The following is an 18,380-nucleotide window of genomic DNA, read 5'->3' on the forward strand; positions in this document are numbered from 1 at the left end:
GTATTCCTATGAAAAATAATATAGAACAATGGTCAAATAAAAAAATACAACGAAGAACCTTCTTCTCCTTCACAGGATTCATTCTGGCGAGTATTGGTGGATGGTTTTCATGGAAATGGTACAGGCATTTGCCTAAAACCAGTAATAGATTAGATCAGACTACAAGAGATGTGCTAAGTTTTAATGAAAAAGTAAAAGACCAGTTTTTCAGCAATAACAATCTGGCCAGAACTTATCCAAAAGAAAGACCAACCAAACGCCCACGTCTAAATGGTTTCATAGGAATACAAGAAAATATTGATTTAGAAAAATGGCAACTAGAGGTTGTCAATCCGACAGGTAAGCCCTCTACTTTTTTTCAGATGAATGATATTAAAGCCCTACCTAAACAGGAAATCATATTTGATTTTAAATGTATTGAGGGGTGGGACCAGATTGTATATTATGGTGGAATAAGGTTCTCTGATTTTTTAAATAAATACAACTTGGGTAAGAAAGAAGGCAGCAACGAATGGTATAAATATGTTGGTTTGGAAACGCCAGATGCCAAATATTATGTGGGATTAGACATAGAGTGTGTCTTACACCCACAGACCTTACTGTGTTATGAAGTAAATAATCAGCCCTTACCGAAATTTCACGGTGCCCCCTTACGTTTGATTATCCCTGTGAAATACGGGATTAAAAATCTGAAACGTATAGGTAAAATGTACTTTTCGGATACCCCACCCCGTGACTATTGGCATGAGTTGGGATATGATTATGATGTAACGCTTTAATCAATATTACGTAGCCAACCTGTCAGGCTTCTGCGTTCACGGGTGGCAGGCAATACTTCATGTTCAATTTTATCACTTTCAAAAACCACTAATCGGCCAGCAAGAGGCAATACAAGTTCTTCTTTATCTGGTAGGTACATCACCAGTTCACCCCCATTATCAGCTTGCCAGTTCTGATTAAGATAGCATATAAACGAAAGTTTACGGCCTGAATCGTTTCTGAATTTATCTAAATGACGTTTATAGAATGTGCCAACCGGATAAGAAGCATAATGGATTTCATACGAACGAAGCCCTAAGAAACAGGTATAGTTTACATAATTCATAAACTCTTCCAAACGCGCTAAGAATGTAGTTTCAACAGAATTAGCCGTTTCTTTCTCCAACCATAAGATTTCGTCTCCACGAATGTTCTTTACTACTTCATGACCTTTGCTGATACCTGCCTGCTTAAACTCACTTGCCCGATAATGTGCAAGAAAACTTTCGTTCAGCTCAGCTATTTCTCCTTCTGACAGAAAACTGTCCAGAATTCCGTACCCTTGTTCAATTATTTGAGAAATTATTGATTCAAATGAAACTTGCCATGTTTCTTCCATATTTTATGCGTATTTTTGCACCCGTTTTATGCGTGGAGGTGCTTAAATCTATTAGTGATTGAGCGATTTAGTGAATAAGTGATTATAAATGTATTAAGCCTCTTCAAAGCCATATTCCTAAACAAATTTCAAAATCGTATTAAGTTGATCCTTAAGGGTTCACAAAATTAGATAAAAATGTCATTTCTTCAAGAATTACACAAACGTCGTACTTTCGCTATCATTGCTCACCCCGATGCCGGGAAAACCACACTGACTGAAAAACTGCTTCTTTTTGGTGGTGCTATTCAGACTGCGGGTGCGGTGAAATCAAATAAAATCAAGAAATCTACCACTTCCGATTTCATGGAAATAGAGAAGCAAAGAGGTATTTCTGTAGCAACCTCAGTTATGACGTTTGAATACAGAGACCTTAAAATTAATATCCTCGATACTCCCGGTCACAAAGACTTTGCAGAAGATACTTACAGAACTCTCACAGCTGTCGACAGTGTAATTCTGGTAATTGACTGTGTAAAAGGAGTTGAGGAACAAACGGAACGATTAATGGAAGTCTGCCGCATGCGCAATACTCCCGTAATTATCTTCGTCAATAAGCTTGACCGCGAAGGGCAAAACCCTTTTGATTTATTGGATGAATTAGAGCAAAAACTAAATATCAAAGTTCGTCCGATTACCTGGCCGGTAAATGGCGGTTCAAATTTCAAAGGAGTATATCACTTACTTGAAAAGAAAATGAATCACTTTGCCGTAAATAAGACTCGCCTGGAAGATGATATTGAAGTAATAGCTTTAGACTCAGAAGTATTAGATAAAAAGGTAGGTGAAAAGGATGCCAACCAATTACGTGAAGACGTAGAATTAATTGAGGGCGTATATAGTGATTTTAATCAGGAAGATTATCTGGCAGGAAATCTTGCTCCGGTGTTTTTTGGTAGTGCGGTAAGTAATTTTGGTGTAATGGAATTGCTGAACACCTTCTGCGATGTTTCACCGATTCCTGTACACCGCATGACTGACAAGCGTCTGGTTGAGCCGGAAGAAAAGAAATTTAGTGGTTTTGTATTTAAAATCCATGCTAATATCGATCCAAGACACCGCGATAGAATTGCGTTTTTAAGAATCTGTAGCGGGCAATTTGAACGTGGCAAATTTTATAAACACGTACGCTTAAGCAAAGAAATGCGCTTTTCAAGTCCATTTGCTTTCTTAGCAGATAGAAAAGACGTAGTAGAAGATGCCTATCCGGGAGATGTCATTGGTTTATACGATACAGGTACTTTCAAAATCGGTGATACCCTGACAGAGGGAGAAGAGTTGCAGTTTACAGGTATTCCAAGCTTCTCACCAGAGATTTTCAAAGAGGTAATTAATAATGACCCGATGAAATCGAAGCAATTAGAAAAAGGTGTACAACAGTTAACCGATGAGGGCGTAGCGCAGTTGTTTACAGTTCAACCAGGTAACAGAAAGATTATCGGAACTGTCGGTGAACTACAATTTGAGGTAATTCAATACAGATTATTAAATGAATACGGAGCCAGCTGTAGATTTGAAGCCCGCCCCTATTCAAAAGCCTGTTGGATAACGGCAGAAGATAAACTTAAATTAGCCGAATTTATCAGATTAAAGAGTAATTTCATAGCCTATGATAAAGATCAGAATCCTGTATTTTTAGCTGAAACTGATTGGATTTTAAGAATGAATATTCAGAATAATCCGGACATCAAGTTTCATACTACTTCTGAATTTAAAACAGCACTGGCATATTAATCTGAAAAAAAGTAAGGCCCCTCTGAAAAGGGGCCTTACTTTTAATATCTTACTTTAATGCTATGATAATGTTCTTGTTCTTCATAATCTTTTCTTAAGGGGTGACCCTCCCAATCAGCAGGCAATAAGATTCTTCTTAAATCAGGGTGCCCTACAAAGTCGATCCCTACCAAATCAAAAGCTTCACGCTCGTGCCAGTCAGCTGTTCGCCAGATAGGTGTTACCGATGGTACTTTTGGTAAAGGTTCTCCTTCTGCATTGCGAGGCACTTCAAGTTTCAATACAAAATTATGGCCGTAAGGGATTGAAGTCAGGTGATAAAATACCTCCATCGAACCCACTTCTGCCCCATTATCAATGGCAGTAATACAGGCGAGATAATCGAAATACAACTTTGGTTGTACATGCAGAAACTGACAGATTTCTAATATCTTATCAGAAGGTACAGTTATGCTTGGTTGCAAAGAGGTTCTATCTTCTTTTAAAACAATCTCTTCGCCAAACATACTTATAATTAATAGTCTTATCAGATCAAAATCAAGCATAAAGAATTGAGTAAATGAGTGATTGAGTGAATAAATAGCCATTAATGCAGTAATACTTAAAAATTAGAACAATTCTATAATACACTATACTATTCTCCCAAACATCCAAAATTTCTTCAAAAAAAACTTACTAATGGTAAAGGTAAGACATATTCTGTTATCTTTGAAAACAAATATGTTTAATCAGGTTTTAAACCTTTTCGAGACAATTTACTCTAACAACCACAACGTTGTAGAAATATTCACAATTAATATAATCAATCTTAATAAAACAATGAAAAAAATCCTTTTAGTGTGTACGCTTGTAGGTGGGTTGATTTCAGCAGCTTTAGCTCAGAATCCAACTCGTGGAGAGAGGACTGAAAGAACACCTGAACAACGCGCCGAATTAAGAACTAAACGCATGCAAGAATCACTTGCGTTGAGCAACGATCAGTATCAGAAACTATTAGCAATCAATCTTGACCAGGAGAAAAAGAGAGAAGAGGTAAGGAAAGAACAAAGAGAAAAGATGGCTGCTAATCGTGAGCAACTAAAAGCGAATCATGATGCTTTGATAAAAAGTTATGAGAGCGTGCTAACGCCTGAACAAATGACAAAATTTAAAGAAGAAGGAAAAAGAAGAAGGGCGGAGATGAGAGATAAATATAAGGGTAGAAAAAAAGAATAATCTTTTAATTGTTGATATAATAAAAGGCACAGAAATCTGTGCCTTTTATTATTTATAGTCTTAGTTTCTTATAGATGATTGATAAACTTTTCCTCCGGCATATATAGTTAAATCATAACCTAGCTTTTTACCGTTTTTATCTCTTATAGGTTGAATAAAATAATTATATTGTGCTGTTTGTTGTTTAAATAAGTTATAATTCTTTTCCTTTTCAGCAGTAATACTGTGGTGGTTTGCTAAAATTTCTTGATTTTTGTCTGCTTTAATTGTCTTACTTTGCTCTCCAAGTGTTATCATTTCTAAATTCAATTGTCGCTCCTTGTCTGTAATAGGTTTGCTATCTTCTAAAAACTTCGCCCAGATTATCCTTAAATCTAAATTATTGCCTTTTTCAATAAAATCTTCCACAGCCGGTGCATCATGCATGTCCTGAATATACTCTTCAGTTTTCTTATCCCGTTTTTGCGGCTCGATATTACTAATATTATCTTTCAATGGGGCATTACTGCAACCTTGGAGCAAAGTCTCAAAAACAGCACCCTCGTTTGTAATAAAACCTGGTTGAAACAAAATATACTTTCCGGCATCATAAGTTATCTTGGCTGTTGAGGAAATAGTATTAGCTGTTTCGCCCACAATAACTCTACCAGCCTGATAGTTATTCAGTCCGGTAAGAGTAGTATTTATATTAAGACTATCAGCGCAAGGTGTCAATGCCCACAATTCATAACCATGTTTACCATCATCAGCGATAAAATATAGAATATCTTTATATGAATAAAATGAGCGAGGACCTGAGCTATTTGGGCCTTCATTTATATCTTTTACAAGAGTAGTTCCTGCTGTTGTCCCATCGCTTTTCCAAAGCTCATAGCCTCTAGGATTGTCAAAATTGGATGCTCTGAAATACAATTCATTTTTAAATACACAGATTGCTTCAGGATCAATACGATCCTTTACTACCGAAACTGAATTTCCATCACTTGCGAATAGTTTATAGCTTGTTGTAGTGTAAGCTTCAAAGTATACCTTGTTATTGAAAACCGGAAATTTACCCATTTCATAAGGTGTAGGTGAAGAACCATAGCTTCCACTGTATATGTCAGAAATCATATATGTTCCACCTTCTGTACCATCGCTTCTCCATAGTTCCGTGCCATTATTCCCATCAGAAGCAGCAAAAATTAACAAATTGTCATTCAGGTTTGTCAGATAATTCGGATAGGCACTATAAGAACCGGGATAAATATCTTTTACAATATATGTTCCTCCGTCTGTTCCATCAGTAATCCATAGCTCTGTTCCAAAGTTTATATTATCGTAAACAACAAAAAACAGCTTGTTTCCTACCTTACACCCATTACCAATATAAGTAGACCCGGTTCCCCAGTTAATATCTTTCACCATCCAGGTTCCTGCCGAAGTTCCGTCAGTTCTCCATAACTCTTGCCCATGAGTATAGGTACTAAAAGAAAAGTAAGTAATTCCATTTACATCACCTATCAAATTACTTGAATAATAGCTGTAGTCTGATAGTGTTGTAATAAGCGTAATGGTATTACCATCTGTTTCGAAAAGCTGATTGGAAGAAACCCACCGAAGCTTATTATTAGATACTATTAATCCGTTTACTGAGCCATTACTTGAGTTGAATAATTCGGTTGTTTCTCCATTGGTTCGCCAAATATTATTATTTATGATACTATATACGTAATTATTAAAACTGCACAGGCTATAAATACTGGAAGAGTTAGAATAATAATCTGAACCTATATCCGGATACTTCCTGATATCCATCAATAGATTGGTATTGCTTCTTCCATCAGTTTTCCAAAGTTCATTCCCATTCAGGTTATTATTGTAATTAAATATAAGATTATTGTTGACCCCCGCCTTATACTGAAAATTAGAGCTAAAAAAAAGCGGACTCGTATCTATATCTTTTACCAGATTAATAGTATTGCCGGTTACTTTAAATAATTCATATCCAACAAGACTATTATAGGCTGAAAAGTAGAAATATTGATTATTAATGCTTATTAAAGTGTATACATTCTCAAATTCAAGGCTAGGATTGAGCTTAGAAACTTCGATGGTGCCCTCTGCAGTTCCATCGGTTCTGTAATAATATCTGTTATCTGCGTTATCTTTAACTGAAAAATATAGGAACGACCCGGTAACTTGAAAATTACTAAATTCAGGGCTTGCCGGGCCTGCAATAAAATCTTTCACCAAAGTTGTTCCGGCGCTGGTCCCATCGCTCTTCCACAATTCAAAACCCTCGCTCCCGCTATTTGCCAAAAAGAATAATTTTCCATTTATATCGATAAATTTCCTGCGGGTACTGTAAGAAGAAAAAGTTAAACTCTCGTCAAGAATGCTCGTAAGATTTATATCTTTTACTAACAATGTACCTTCAGCAGTACCATTTGTTTTCCAGAGTTCTCTTCCACTAATACCATCAGTAGCACTAAAAAAAACAGTATTACCTACTTTGAGGAAGTCTTGGGGATAGGAAGAATAATAGCCAGAATAAATATCTTTTATTAATTTGGTTCCATTAGTTGTTCCGTCAGTTATCCATACTTCTGAACCCATATTGTAAGAATCTGCCCGAAAAATAAATTTGCCGTTTAATTCAATAAAACCTGAAGGGCTACTTGAACCAAAACCTGAGTATATATCTTTGAGGATTGAGGTTCCCCCTTCAGTTCCGTCAGAAATCCATAACTCTGTTCCATAAGAATTATTATAAGCTGTGAAAATCACTTTATTTCCAATTGCTCTTAAATTAGTCGGATAAGATGAATTGGTACCGCCCTCAATATCTTTAACAATACTAGTTCCCCAAGGTGTTCCATCAGTGACTGCCAGTTCATAACCTCTGTCTTGAGAAGAAACAGTGAAATATAATTTTGAGCCACTTATTACATAATCCGTCGAATTATTTATGTACGAACTTGAGGTTCCCGGATAAAAATCACTTAATAGCATAGTTCCGTTCTCTGTTCCGTCTGTTATCCAGGGCTCGCTTCCGTTTGAACCATTATTAGCCCAGAAGACTAATTTGTCTCCAAATTTCAAAAAGGTACCAGGATATGAACTATTAGTACCTGGATTAATATCTTTTACAAGATAAGTACCTGAACTTGTTCCATCACTGATCCATAATTCATAACCATAATAATTATAACCATTTTGATAACTATATCCCACAAACGCTACTTTATTACCTATCGCATGCAACTGTCCATCGATATAGGGGCTTCCATTTGTACCTGGGGAAGTTACTTGTATTGTACCGTTTCCTGTACCATCAGTTACCCAAAGTTGAGTACTTGAATTGACGCCCTTCGCCAAAAAGAAGTGTTTACCATTCGCGTTAACCATATTTCTAGGGTGCGAACTAGCATTACTTGTAACAATTTCCTTAAGAAGTTCCTGCGCAGAAGTACAAAGAGAAATAATAGAAAATAGAATCAAATAAAATTTCCTCATAAAATAGCAATTAATGGTTAAACAAATAGTAACACATCATCGGATAAACAACTTCAGATTTCCTTTATAGTGTAAAAAGATTGTTTTTGATAGACAGAAGAATTTAGTAACAGCTATTACTCTGCTTCAAAATAGATTTATGGCTATGAATGGGAAGAGAAAACAAAGATAATTGCCGTCACAGCAAATTTATTATTGATTCTACTTAATGGTCTGTTGGCAAAATTAGATAAAAAATACCAATAATTTATCCTTGTTGAGATAAAAGATATAGCACCGCCATTCGTACAGCCACACCATTTTCAACCTGGTCAAGAATGATTGAATGATGTGAGTCTGCTGCGTCGCTTGAAAGTTCAACTCCTCTGTTGATTGGCCCTGGGTGCATCAAAACTATTTCCTTATCTAATTCATCAAGCATTTGTTTATTAATGCCGAAATACAAAGAGTACTCTCTCAAAGAAGGGAAATATTTTATTTGTTGCCGCTCTAACTGAATCCTTAATACATTAGCCACATCGCACCATTGTAAAGTCTCTTTAACGCTATGCGAAATCTTTACACCTATCTCACTAATATATTTAGGCAAAAGCGTATTTGGCCCGCAGATGGTAATTTCAGCACCTAATTTTTGCAAACAGAATATATTCGAAAGGGCCACTCTCGAATGAAGAATATCTCCGATGATCGCAATCTTTTTTCCCGCCAGATCACCCAGTTTTTCCTGCATAGAAAAAGAATCTAGTAAGGCCTGCGTGGGATGCTCATGGGTACCGTCACCGGCATTTACAATATTGGCTTTAATTTTTCTTGATAAATAGTGTGGTGCCCCAGGACTGGCATGTCTCATCACAATCATATCTACTTTCATGGCCAATATATTATTGACAGTATCAAGTAGCGTCTCTCCTTTTTTTACTGAACTTCCTGAAGCAGAAAAATTGACTACATCGGCTGAAAGTCTTTTCTCAGCCAATTCGAATGATAATCGAGTACGGGTAGAATTCTCAAAAAAAACATTGGCAATCGTTACATCTCTCAGCGAAGGTACTTTCTTAATCGGACGATTAATTACCTCTTTAAATTCTCTGGCAGTTTCTAAAATAAGTTGAATATCGTTTGTTGTAAGGTCTTTTATACCGAGAAGATGTTTGGTACTCAATGATTGCATCTTAATTAGAGAAGTATGTTTGGCAAAATTAAAAAAAAAGCCCCAATACACAAAAGGGGCTCATAAAAATCATCAATCAGGTTGTTCTATTGTAACAACTTTCTTTATATCATCCCAGAAACTCGGGTATGATTTTACAACTACATGAGGCTCTTCAATAGTTACATCAGTTAGCATGGCTAATGGAGCAAATGCCATTGCCATACGGTGGTCATCATAAGTAGCGATGGTAATATCTGCACTACCAAATTCGAAACCTGAACCCGATACTTTATATTCAGTATTTGTCACAACCTCTGTCAGGCTGCCACCAAATTTACTTAATTCATTCTGCAGGGCTAATATGCGGTCTGTCTCTTTGATTTTAAGGCTTTCAATACCTGTAAAAGTTGCATCAACACCTTTAGCTACGCAAGTAACGGCAACTGTTTGCGCTAAATCCGGGCAATTGGTAAAGTCCCAGGTGAGAGACTTTTGAGCTGGTATCTTAGTCAATAATACGCCATCTTTTGTAAAAGTACTTTTTACGCCCAACTGAGCCATAATGTCGACAATGGCACTATCTCCCTGCAAAGAGTTTTCTTTCAACCCTAACAATTCAATTTGTGTATCTTCAAAAGTTGATAAAGCGGCAATGCTATACCAATAACTTGCACCCGACCAGTCAGATTCTATCTGATAGGTGGTTGGAGCATAGCTTTGAGGGGCCACACTGATTGTTTTCTTTTCCCAGTCTGCTTTGGCTTCAACACCAAAGGCTTTCATTTGGGCAAGGGTCATTTTGATATAAGGAATAGACCCTAATTCTCCAGTCAGGTTAATAGTCAAACCATTAGGTAAAGTTGGGGCTATCATTACTAAGGCCGAAATATACTGACTACTTACATCACCTCTGATGGTAACTTCATTATTTGTCTGTTCACTTAATCCGTGAATCTGCAATGGTGGATAGCCTTCTTTTTGTAGATAATCAATTTTTGCTCCGATAGTCTTTAAGGCTTCAACAAGAATTCCGATAGGGCGTTCACACATGCGTGGAGTGCCCGTCATAGTTTTATTCTGATTGGTTGCAGTAAAATAGGCAGTCAGGAAACGCATGGTGGTTCCTGCATCAATTACATCGGCTACCGGCTCCTGAGATTGAAGCAGACGAATCATGGTCTGGGTATCACGGGCGGAAGAGAGGTTTTGCAAATCTCCTTTAAAACCTGATAAAGCATTGATAATCAAAGCTCTGTTACTTTCTGACTTCGAAGAAGCTAATTGAATTTTTACTTGAAATACCTGAGAGTTTTTGTAGAGAGTTACTTTTTCCAAAATATAAGTAGTGGTTTGTCTTCAAATCTGTTTCCAATTGCAAAATTAGGGTTTTCTATTAAATGTCAGAAGTATAATTTTAAATTTCTCAAATTTTTCGATGACGGCATATTTTACAACCCGCTCCACAATTACGGGGAAAATTTTCCCCGTAAAAAACATAATTTTCTAATTTTTGTTTTTATAATATATTTGGAACAAGATTTTAAACACAATCCGTAAGAATCGTTAAACACACAGTAAAATCAATAGTCATGAAAAATATCTTATTTGCATTCGCTTTAGTTTTCTCGTTAGCCACTTTTAGCTCTTGCGAGGTGATGGAAGATTTGAAGCCATCAAAGGACGGTGATAAAACCGGAACAACGGATACTACCTCTACAGGTACAACAAATCCAACTAACCCTACGAATCCGACTAACCCAACCCAATCGGATTATATTGAGGCATCTGCACAAGATCTGATGCATCAATCTTACGGGCCGGATGAATTACAAAAATTTGATATTCATATTCCTGCTAAACGCTCTCTAACTAAAACTAAAGTAGTTATTATATTACATGGTGGTTCATGGAAAGAGTTAGATAAGGGTTTTATGAATAACTATGTTAGTCAGATTAAATCAAAAGGAGATAACTGGGTGATTGTGAATGCAAATTATCGTCTGACTTTCCAGAATGGCATTAAATATGACCAACAATTACAAGATTTGGGGTCGCTTATCACTAAAATTCTTTCAATGCGTCAGGAGTATAACTTCTCAGATAAAATCTACTTTATAGGTGCCAGTGCAGGTGGACATTTAGCTTTAGCCTATTCGTATACGCTTGATAAATCTAAATATGTAAAAGGGATTTCAGTAATTGCTGCACCAACTGACTTGACTTCTGATAAAATAAGAGTGGGTGAATTCGGAGGTGATATTGAAGCTTTGATTGGACAATCATATGGCAGTAATCCTGATGCATTTAAAAGAGCCAGCCCACGTTATCAGGTAACTAAAGTTGCCCCTCCTACAATTATGTTCTATGGCGGTAAAGACGAATTTATTCCGTCAGACCAAGGTGAATTCTTAAGACAACAATTACAAGCGAATGCGGTAATCAACTCATACAATTTCTATCCGGAACAAGGTCATGAGTGGATGTTATTAAGCGAAACCATTGATAAAACATTAGTTTTCTTTGGCGACGATAATTCAAGAAACTAACTATCGATATATATAAAAGTGTCAAAAGCCTCTCTGATTGATTTTAGAGAGGCTTTTGTTTATTCAGTGATTTCGTGAATGAATGATTAATTGTCAATGACGGATGGTGAATTAGCGAATAAGTTAAAAATACTCAGTTTTTAATCACTAATTCGCCATTCGCTAATTCGCAATTAAAACATTCACTGTAGCGGCGGCCGTTCAATCACTAATTCGCTAAATCACTCAATTATACCAGATAGCTACTAATACTCATAATATCAGCAAAAACACCTGAGGCGGTTACTTCTGCTCCTGCACCCGGACCTTTGATAACTAGTGGATTATACTTATAGCGTTCTGTCGTAAATGAAACAATGTTTTCAGAACCAGCCAGATTGAAGAATGGATGACTGCGACCAACAGTTTTTAGTTCAATAGTTACCTTTTCATCATCTAATGTAGCTATATATCTCAGCACCTCATCTTTGGCTTCGGCTTCTTTCAATAGCTTTTCAAACCTGTCATTATCTTTCTCTAATTCAACAAAAAACTCATCAACTGTCTTCGCTTGCAGACATGCGTCATTTAAGAGATTAATAATTTTCACATCTTCTGGCTCCAGTTTCAAGCCGCATTCTCTAGATAAAATCAGTATTTTACGGGCTACGTCTTGTCCACTTAAATCATCTCTTGGGTCAGGTTCTGTGTATCCTTTAGCTTTAGCTTCTCGAACTACATCAACAAATCTGTCACCCGCTTTAAAATTATTGAAGATGTAGGCTAATGTACCTGACAGAACGGCCTCAATTTTATGTATTTTATCGCCACTGGTAATCAGACCTTGCAGAGTATTAATAATTGGTAGACCTGCGCCAACGTTGGTTTCATATAAGAATTTTACTCCATGCTTTTGCGCAGCTTTCTGCAACATAAAGTATTGCTCAAATCTGCCTGAATTAGCTACTTTATTAGGAGTAACAATAGACACACTGGCACTTAATAAAGAGTAATAATACTGAACAATATTTTTATCTGCTGTTGAGTCTACAAATACACTATAGGGCAGATTCAAATCCTGTACATCTGAAATAAACGAACCTATATTGGCAATTTCACCATTTTCTAATAAATCTTCCTTCCAGGTTTCAAGGCTGATTCCACCTTCTTCAATCAACATTTTTCTGGTATTGGTAATACCAACCAACCTGATATTCAAATTTTTTCTTGCTTTCAGATAATCTTTTTGCTCACGAATCTGGCGGATTAATGTACTACCAATTAATCCTGTAGCTCCTACTAAAAACAGGTTAAGTGTTAAGCCATCTACCTGAAAAAAAGTTTCATGAATGGCATTAAGCGCCTTACCAATATCTTTTTTATAGATCACTACAGAGATATTCAACTCAGATGAGCCTTGGGCAGTAGCTACTACATTGATACCATTTTTACCTAATACTGAAAACAATTTACCCGAAATACCCGAGCTTGATTTCATGCCCTCTCCTACTACAGCTAATACCGAGAGATTTTGCTCAATTGTAATATTATCCAATAATCCCTGAGCAATTTCAGTAGCAAATCCCTCTTCAAGAATTTCTTTTACACCATAAGCCGATTTAGGGTCAACCGCAAAACAGATAGAGTGCTCTGAGGAAGCCTGAGAAATGAGAATAACGCTAATCTTATTTTTTGCCAGAATTGAGAATAATTTAGCCGAAATACCAGCTACTCCAATCATCCCACCTCCTTGCAGATTTACTAAGGCAATATCATCAATTGACGAAATACCTGTAATAGAATATTCTTTAGTTTCAGCAGTTTTGCTGATAAAAGTACCCGGGTGTTTATGATTAAACGTATTTAATATCTTGATTGGAATACTTTTATAAAAAGCTGGAGTCAGACTTGGTGGATAGATAACCTTAGCACCAAAGTGTGATAGCTCCATTGCTTCGGCATACGTAATGGTTGGTATTGTAAAGGCATTTTTGACCTTGCGAGGGTCAGCAGTCATCATCCCGTTTACATCAGTCCATATTTCAATGACTGTAGCATTTAAAGCTGCTCCAAAAATAGAACCTGAATAATCGGAACCACCACGGCCAAGCGTAGTTGTTACACCATCAATCGTAGAACCAATAAAGCCTGTGATGCATTGTAATTTATTGGTCTGTGCAAAGTACTTACGAATGAGTTCATTTGTTAGCTCAAAGTTCACATCTGCATAGCCAAATACATCATTCGTTTTTATAACCTTACGCGCATCTAAAAACTCGGCTTCAATACCTCTATTTTTTAGTGTTTCCGTTATAATTGTAGTCGATAGTCTTTCTCCGAAACTCACAATTAAATCGAGTGTACGCAGCGATAATTCTTTAATCAACGAAACACCTCTTAATAAATCTTCTAATTCGTTGAATAAGCCCTTTACCTTAGCAATAGCCCCACTCTGGTTTTTTACATCTATCAATCCTCTTACAGCGTTGAAATGGCGTTCTTCAACCAAGCGTAATTGTTCTGAATATTCCGGGTCAGACTGTGAAGCCATTTTACCAATTTCAATCAGGCGATTCGTTACTCCACCCATTGCCGAATACACTACCGCAATTTTACGACCTTCATCAAGGTTTTCTTTGATAATCTGAATTACCTGATTAATACTTTCTACTGTTCCTACAGAAGTACCCCCAAATTTTAAAACTTTCATTTTTCTTAACTCATTGAGTGATTTAGTGATTGAGTGAATTAGGAATTAGAGTATAATCAAATAACTCAAAGCAATCACTTTGTCTTTAAAAAGTAAAAAAATACCCCACTTCTGCTAGGAATGGGGTGTATATTAATGAAGTGTCTGCAAATATAATGATTTATATACGAATCCAAGATAATTAGCGATAAAATTGTGTTTTTCAAAGAATCGTTAATTATGCAAAATATCATTTAGAAGATTATCTAAATATTTAAGCAATAATATTTGAATATTTGAAAACTTTTGTTGTAATTCGTCCTTACAACAATTGTTCAAAAAACTTATTTACCTTTTCATGCAATGAATAATTTATTTAAAGCCTTAAACGACTCTACTCGCCGCGAGATTTTAGAGATGCTGAAAGACGGCGATATGACTGCAGGCGATATTGCTGAACGCTTCGATATGACCAAACCGAGTATTTCTCATCACCTTGATTTATTAAAACAAGCTGATTTAGTGGCTTCGGTAAAGAAAGGACAGTTTATTTACTACTCGCTGAATATGACTGTAATGGACGAAATTTTTGCCTGGTTTATTCAGTTTAAACCCACTCCAGCCGAAAAACCAAGAATCCGCCTGCAAGTAAATCCTCGTCCGATTACTGATTGAAAACCCAAAACTTAAGTACTGAAGTCATGAAACGCAGATTATTATTCGAAATGCTAATTATTGGCGTTGCATTAGCTCCATTTATTTATTTGTTTATCAGTTGGAATCCTGAAAAATTGGTAGGGCAAACCCGTGTAATTCTCTTGTATTGTGTGGCTACGCTCCTATTCTATTTTCTGCCTTTATTAATGCAATATCTGGATAGCCAGAAACCCAATGCAGAGTTTTTGATACGAAGTGATAAAAGAATAAGGCTTATCTGGTCTTCGTACTTAGCAGCTCTAGGCTTTATTCTTTTCTATTACATCCTCCATTATTCAGAGGGAGAGAGTATTCCTCCAAGGTATTTAGGTGTAGCATTATCATTATTCCTATTTGCAAGCGGAAATTTCCAATCAAATCTGCACCCAAGTAGTGCTTTTGCAGGGAATAACTGGTTTTCAAAAGGATTTCAGGAAAAAAGCTATCGACAGTTGCAGCGTTTTACTGCCCGCTTGTTCTTCTGGGTGGGCATAGCAGGCACTGTATTCTTTCTTGCTTTTACCGAAAGTCAATTAGTCTCGTGGGGTTTAATCTTTATCGGGGCTGTTATTTTCTATGGTATAGTTATTCGTCTAATCAGGAATATAGTGGCGAGTAGGTAGCCTCAAACAACTTTACGGTTTCAACAGCTTCTTTAACATCATGTACTCTTAAAATACATGCTCCATTCATCAAGGCAATCATGTTTAGGGCCGTTGTTCCATTTAATGCTTTATTGGCGGTAATATTCAGCGTTTTATAAATGATTGATTTTCTTGAAATACCTACAAGTAACGGTAAATCTAAAATCTGAAAAGCTGTCAGATTGCGCATCATTTCAAAACCTTGCTTCGGGCCTTTGGCAAAGCCAAAACCAGGGTCAATAATAATGTCTTTTACTCCCAATTGTCTCAGTTCAAAAATCTTGCTTTGTAGTTCACCTATAACATCAAGCGTTATATTAGTATATTGATTCAGGCTTGTCATGGTGGCTGGATTGCCACGACTATGCATTAATATATAAGGTATATCTAAATCGGCTACGGTCTGAAACATGTCAGCATCCAGATTACCTCCGGCAATATCGTTAATAATCGCAGCACCAGCTTTTACAGCTTCTTTGGCTACCTCACTCCGAAATGTATCAACAGATATAATAGTGTCGGGAAAATAACTGATGATACCCTCAATAACAGGTAAAACTCTGTCATTTTCTTCACTAATACTGATTTCTGCTGCATTTGGCCTGGTTGAATAGCCACCTACGTCTATAAAAGTTGCTCCATCATTCAACATGCTGCCAGTGGTATCTATAATAGCCTGTGTGTCGGGTTGGTAACGGCTTCCGGAAAAGAAAGAATCCGGGGTAATATTCAAAATTCCCATGACCGTTGGACGGGACAAATCCAATAGTTTTCCGTTGGGAAGCTTTATTTGGCAGGCTTTTGTATGGCTAAACTGAATTGACATTTGCTTATAGTGCCGAAGTTTTATAGTTTTGCAATAGTAGAAAATATTATCCAGAATTCCTTAAATATATCCTTTTTTGGATGGCGTGCATGAACCAGACTGAGATTGAATACCGCAACATCATAAAAATCTGCCAGGACCTTTTCGAGAAAAAAAACAAAGACTATGGCACCTCCTGGCGCATACTCCGACTACCCAGTATTACCGACCAGATTTTTATTAAAGCCCAACGTATCAGAACTATTCAGGATAATGGATTCAGCAGAGTTGATGAAGGAGAAGTACCTGAGTTTATAGGCATCATCAATTATTGCGTGATGGCATTAATCCAGCAAAAACTGATTGACGATACTAAAATTGAGATTCCGTTTGATGAATTGCACGATTTGTATAATCAGGAAATGGGCGAAGTAATGGAATTACTCTTCAATAAAAATCATGATTATGGCGAGGCATGGCGAGATATGAGGGTAAGTTCAATGACAGATATCATCCTGATGAAACTATTCAGAATTAAACAGATAGAAGATAATCAGGGTAAAACCATCGTCTCTGAAGGAATTAAAGCAGGGTATCAGGATATTATCAATTATGCTGTTTTTTGTTTAATTAAACTCGGCCAGGCACAAAGTCAGCAATAAATTTTCGTTGTATTTAACAAGTGATTAACAAAAGGCTTTCCCACCAGACGCTATATTTGCCCGATTGTTACTCATTCCGAAACTTTACCTCATTCATTTATGAAACTCATCGCACAAATTGCACGCATCGTTGTAGGTGTTATATTCATTTTTTCCGGTTTTGTTAAAGTAGTCGATCCTGTTGGAACGGGTATCAAGCTGGAAGAATATTTTGAGGTTTTCTCGCAGGATGTTCCTGCTTTGCAAGGCTTCTTTATGTTCTTTGCCCATAATTCATTGACATTATCATTAATTTTCTGTGCTTTAGAAGTTATACTTGGAGTAGCCACACTCCTATCATATCGCATGAAAATTACTTCATGGCTATTATTAGGTATTATTGTGTTCTTCACATTCTTAACTTTCTATTCTGCCTATTTCAATAAGGTAACCGATTGTGGTTGTTTCGGAGATTTCTTAAAACTAAAACCCTGGACATCATTTAATAAAGATATATTCCTGACTGTCCTTATCATTGTGATATTCTTATTCCGTAATCAATATAAAGATTCGAATATGCATGCGGTGATGGCAATTGTATCCATAATTTCTTTTGGTATCGGTATTTATGCCATTCGTTATTTACCACCAATTGACTTCTTGCCTTATGCAATAGGCAAGAGCATCCCAGACCAAATGAAGCCGACAGGTATAAAACCCGTATTTGAATATACATTTTTGAATAAGAAAACCGGGGAGGAAGAAAAATCAGGTGAATTTTTGATGGATACTACTACCTATAAATATGTATCGTCAATCACACTAAATGATGATAAAGTAAAGCCTAAAATTACTGACTATTTTGTGAATGACTCACAAGGCAATGTCTATACTGATTCTACTTTTATAGGCAATAAACTATTGCTTATATTTAAAAATATCAAGGAGGTAGATGGCAATGAAATAGCAGAAATTAAAGCTTTGGCAAAAAGTGTTGAAGGAAGCAATATCCAACCGATAATATTGACTTCTGCTATTCAAAGCGAATTTGAGCAGTTTCGTCAGGCAAATGCTCTGACAACTCCATATTTTACGGCAGATGCCACAGTTTTAAAGACTATGGCACGAACAAATCCATGTGTGATTTTGTTACAAAATGGAGTAGTGAAAGGGAAATGGGGGAATCATAGCATACCCAATAAAGAAGAACTCGCTGGTAAATTAAAATAAACACATATACTAATTCTAGAGCATGTTTAAAATTTATGATTTGACCTACAAGGGCATCCGCGCGGCGTCCGCTTTTTTCACCATACTTCTTTACATTTTTTCGATGTAGCTGCTAGCTACGTCTGCAAAAATG

Annotated in this window: 15 protein-coding genes; 8 read left to right on the plus strand and 7 right to left on the minus strand. The window is 36.5% G+C overall.

Going from position 1 to position 18,380, the window contains the following annotated elements:
- Positions 1 to 8 precede the first annotated feature (8 nt).
- Positions 9 to 779, plus strand: a complete 771-nt coding sequence (locus D0T08_RS24715; RefSeq protein WP_229239045.1) for a molybdopterin-dependent oxidoreductase — start codon at positions 9 to 11, stop codon at positions 777 to 779.
- On the opposite strand, the gene D0T08_RS24720 is transcribed toward D0T08_RS24715, so the two are convergent.
- Positions 776 to 1,378 (minus strand): 2OG-Fe(II) oxygenase, encoded by a 603-nt coding sequence (locus D0T08_RS24720; RefSeq protein WP_116985436.1) that lies wholly within the window; start codon positions 1,376 to 1,378, stop codon positions 776 to 778. The two genes, D0T08_RS24715 and D0T08_RS24720, sit on opposite strands and share 4 nt — an antisense overlap.
- 177 nt (positions 1,379 to 1,555) lie before the next feature.
- On the opposite strand from D0T08_RS24720, the gene D0T08_RS24725 reads away from it, so the two are divergent.
- Entirely contained in the window at positions 1,556 to 3,151 is a 1,596-nt protein-coding gene (locus tag D0T08_RS24725) for a peptide chain release factor 3 (protein ID WP_116985437.1), read from the plus strand.
- A gap of 41 nt (positions 3,152 to 3,192) precedes the next feature.
- Here D0T08_RS24725 and D0T08_RS24730 read toward each other — a convergent pair whose 3' ends face one another.
- Positions 3,193 to 3,738, minus strand: a complete 546-nt coding sequence (locus D0T08_RS24730) for an NADH-quinone oxidoreductase subunit C (protein WP_409012962.1) — start codon at positions 3,736 to 3,738, stop codon at positions 3,193 to 3,195.
- A 232-nt stretch (positions 3,739 to 3,970) separates the two neighbouring features.
- Here D0T08_RS24730 and D0T08_RS24735 point away from each other — a divergent pair, with 232 nt between their 5' ends.
- Complete coding sequence (locus D0T08_RS24735) at positions 3,971 to 4,366, plus strand: hypothetical protein (RefSeq protein ID WP_147322845.1); 396 nt, start codon at positions 3,971 to 3,973, stop codon at positions 4,364 to 4,366.
- A gap of 60 nt (positions 4,367 to 4,426) precedes the next feature.
- Here the strand turns inward: D0T08_RS24735 and D0T08_RS24740 are convergent, their stop codons facing one another.
- From D0T08_RS24740 to D0T08_RS24750, 3 genes are all read right to left on the minus strand, one after another.
- Positions 4,427 to 7,864, minus strand: coding sequence for a 3-coathanger stack domain-containing protein (locus D0T08_RS24740; RefSeq protein ID WP_116985439.1), 3,438 nt, complete (start codon positions 7,862 to 7,864; stop codon positions 4,427 to 4,429).
- Between the two features lie 247 nt (positions 7,865 to 8,111).
- Positions 8,112 to 9,035, minus strand: coding sequence for an aspartate carbamoyltransferase catalytic subunit (locus tag D0T08_RS24745; protein ID WP_116985440.1), 924 nt, complete (start codon positions 9,033 to 9,035; stop codon positions 8,112 to 8,114).
- A gap of 72 nt (positions 9,036 to 9,107) precedes the next feature.
- A complete protein-coding gene (locus tag D0T08_RS24750) occupies positions 9,108 to 10,352 on the minus strand; it encodes a 3-phosphoshikimate 1-carboxyvinyltransferase (protein ID WP_116985441.1) in 1,245 nt (414 codons plus the stop codon).
- 254 nt (positions 10,353 to 10,606) lie between these two features.
- Between D0T08_RS24750 and D0T08_RS24755 the strand changes: the two genes are divergently transcribed.
- Entirely contained in the window at positions 10,607 to 11,563 is a 957-nt protein-coding gene (locus D0T08_RS24755; RefSeq protein ID WP_116985442.1) for an alpha/beta hydrolase, read from the plus strand.
- A 229-nt stretch (positions 11,564 to 11,792) separates the two neighbouring features.
- On the opposite strand, the gene thrA is transcribed toward D0T08_RS24755, so the two are convergent.
- Entirely contained in the window at positions 11,793 to 14,252 is a 2,460-nt protein-coding gene (gene thrA, locus D0T08_RS24760) for a bifunctional aspartate kinase/homoserine dehydrogenase I (RefSeq protein ID WP_116985443.1), read from the minus strand.
- Between the two features lie 342 nt (positions 14,253 to 14,594).
- Between thrA and D0T08_RS24765 the strand changes: the two genes are divergently transcribed.
- Both D0T08_RS24765 and D0T08_RS24770 read left to right on the plus strand, forming a co-directional pair.
- Complete coding sequence (locus D0T08_RS24765; RefSeq protein WP_116985444.1) at positions 14,595 to 14,906, plus strand: autorepressor SdpR family transcription factor; 312 nt, start codon at positions 14,595 to 14,597, stop codon at positions 14,904 to 14,906.
- A gap of 26 nt (positions 14,907 to 14,932) precedes the next feature.
- The gene (locus D0T08_RS24770) at positions 14,933 to 15,550 is read left to right on the plus strand and encodes a hypothetical protein (RefSeq protein ID WP_116985445.1); all 618 of its coding nucleotides are present in this window, start codon (positions 14,933 to 14,935) and stop codon (positions 15,548 to 15,550) included.
- Here D0T08_RS24770 and folP read toward each other — a convergent pair.
- Entirely contained in the window at positions 15,525 to 16,397 is an 873-nt protein-coding gene (gene folP / locus D0T08_RS24775) for a dihydropteroate synthase (RefSeq protein ID WP_116985446.1), read from the minus strand. The genes D0T08_RS24770 and folP overlap by 26 nt on opposite strands.
- Before the next feature lie 89 nt (positions 16,398 to 16,486).
- Between folP and D0T08_RS24780 the strand changes: the two genes are divergently transcribed.
- Together D0T08_RS24780 and D0T08_RS24785 are read left to right on the plus strand one after the other, a co-directional pair.
- Entirely contained in the window at positions 16,487 to 17,038 is a 552-nt protein-coding gene (locus D0T08_RS24780) for a DUF1599 domain-containing protein (RefSeq protein ID WP_116985447.1), read from the plus strand.
- A gap of 99 nt (positions 17,039 to 17,137) precedes the next feature.
- On the plus strand, positions 17,138 to 18,247 hold the full coding sequence (locus tag D0T08_RS24785; RefSeq protein ID WP_116985448.1) for a BT_3928 family protein: 1,110 nt from the start codon (positions 17,138 to 17,140) through the stop codon (positions 18,245 to 18,247).
- Positions 18,248 to 18,380: the final 133 nt, after the last annotated feature.

The sequence above is a fragment of the Emticicia sp. C21 genome (assembly GCF_003418935.1).
GTDB lineage: Bacteria > Bacteroidota > Bacteroidia > Cytophagales > Spirosomataceae > Emticicia.

Coding starts and splice junctions, on each gene's coding strand:
- D0T08_RS24785 (WP_116985448.1), top strand. CDS start 17,138: ATGAAACTCATCGCACAAATTGCACGCATCGTTGTAGGTGTTATATTC.
- D0T08_RS24720 (WP_116985436.1), bottom strand. CDS start 1,378: ATGGAAGAAACATGGCAAGTTTCATTTGAATCAATAATTTCTCAAATA.
- D0T08_RS24770 (WP_116985445.1), top strand. CDS start 14,933: ATGAAACGCAGATTATTATTCGAAATGCTAATTATTGGCGTTGCATTA.
- D0T08_RS24740 (WP_116985439.1), bottom strand. CDS start 7,864: ATGAGGAAATTTTATTTGATTCTATTTTCTATTATTTCTCTTTGTACT.
- D0T08_RS24765 (WP_116985444.1), top strand. CDS start 14,595: ATGAATAATTTATTTAAAGCCTTAAACGACTCTACTCGCCGCGAGATT.
- folP (WP_116985446.1), bottom strand. CDS start 16,397: ATGTCAATTCAGTTTAGCCATACAAAAGCCTGCCAAATAAAGCTTCCC.
- D0T08_RS24745 (WP_116985440.1), bottom strand. CDS start 9,035: ATGCAATCATTGAGTACCAAACATCTTCTCGGTATAAAAGACCTTACA.
- D0T08_RS24715 (WP_229239045.1), top strand. CDS start 9: ATGAAAAATAATATAGAACAATGGTCAAATAAAAAAATACAACGAAGA.
- thrA (WP_116985443.1), bottom strand. CDS start 14,252: ATGAAAGTTTTAAAATTTGGGGGTACTTCTGTAGGAACAGTAGAAAGT.
- D0T08_RS24755 (WP_116985442.1), top strand. CDS start 10,607: ATGAAAAATATCTTATTTGCATTCGCTTTAGTTTTCTCGTTAGCCACT.
- D0T08_RS24725 (WP_116985437.1), top strand. CDS start 1,556: ATGTCATTTCTTCAAGAATTACACAAACGTCGTACTTTCGCTATCATT.
- D0T08_RS24730 (WP_409012962.1), bottom strand. CDS start 3,738: ATGGCTATTTATTCACTCAATCACTCATTTACTCAATTCTTTATGCTT.
- D0T08_RS24735 (WP_147322845.1), top strand. CDS start 3,971: ATGAAAAAAATCCTTTTAGTGTGTACGCTTGTAGGTGGGTTGATTTCA.
- D0T08_RS24780 (WP_116985447.1), top strand. CDS start 16,487: ATGAACCAGACTGAGATTGAATACCGCAACATCATAAAAATCTGCCAG.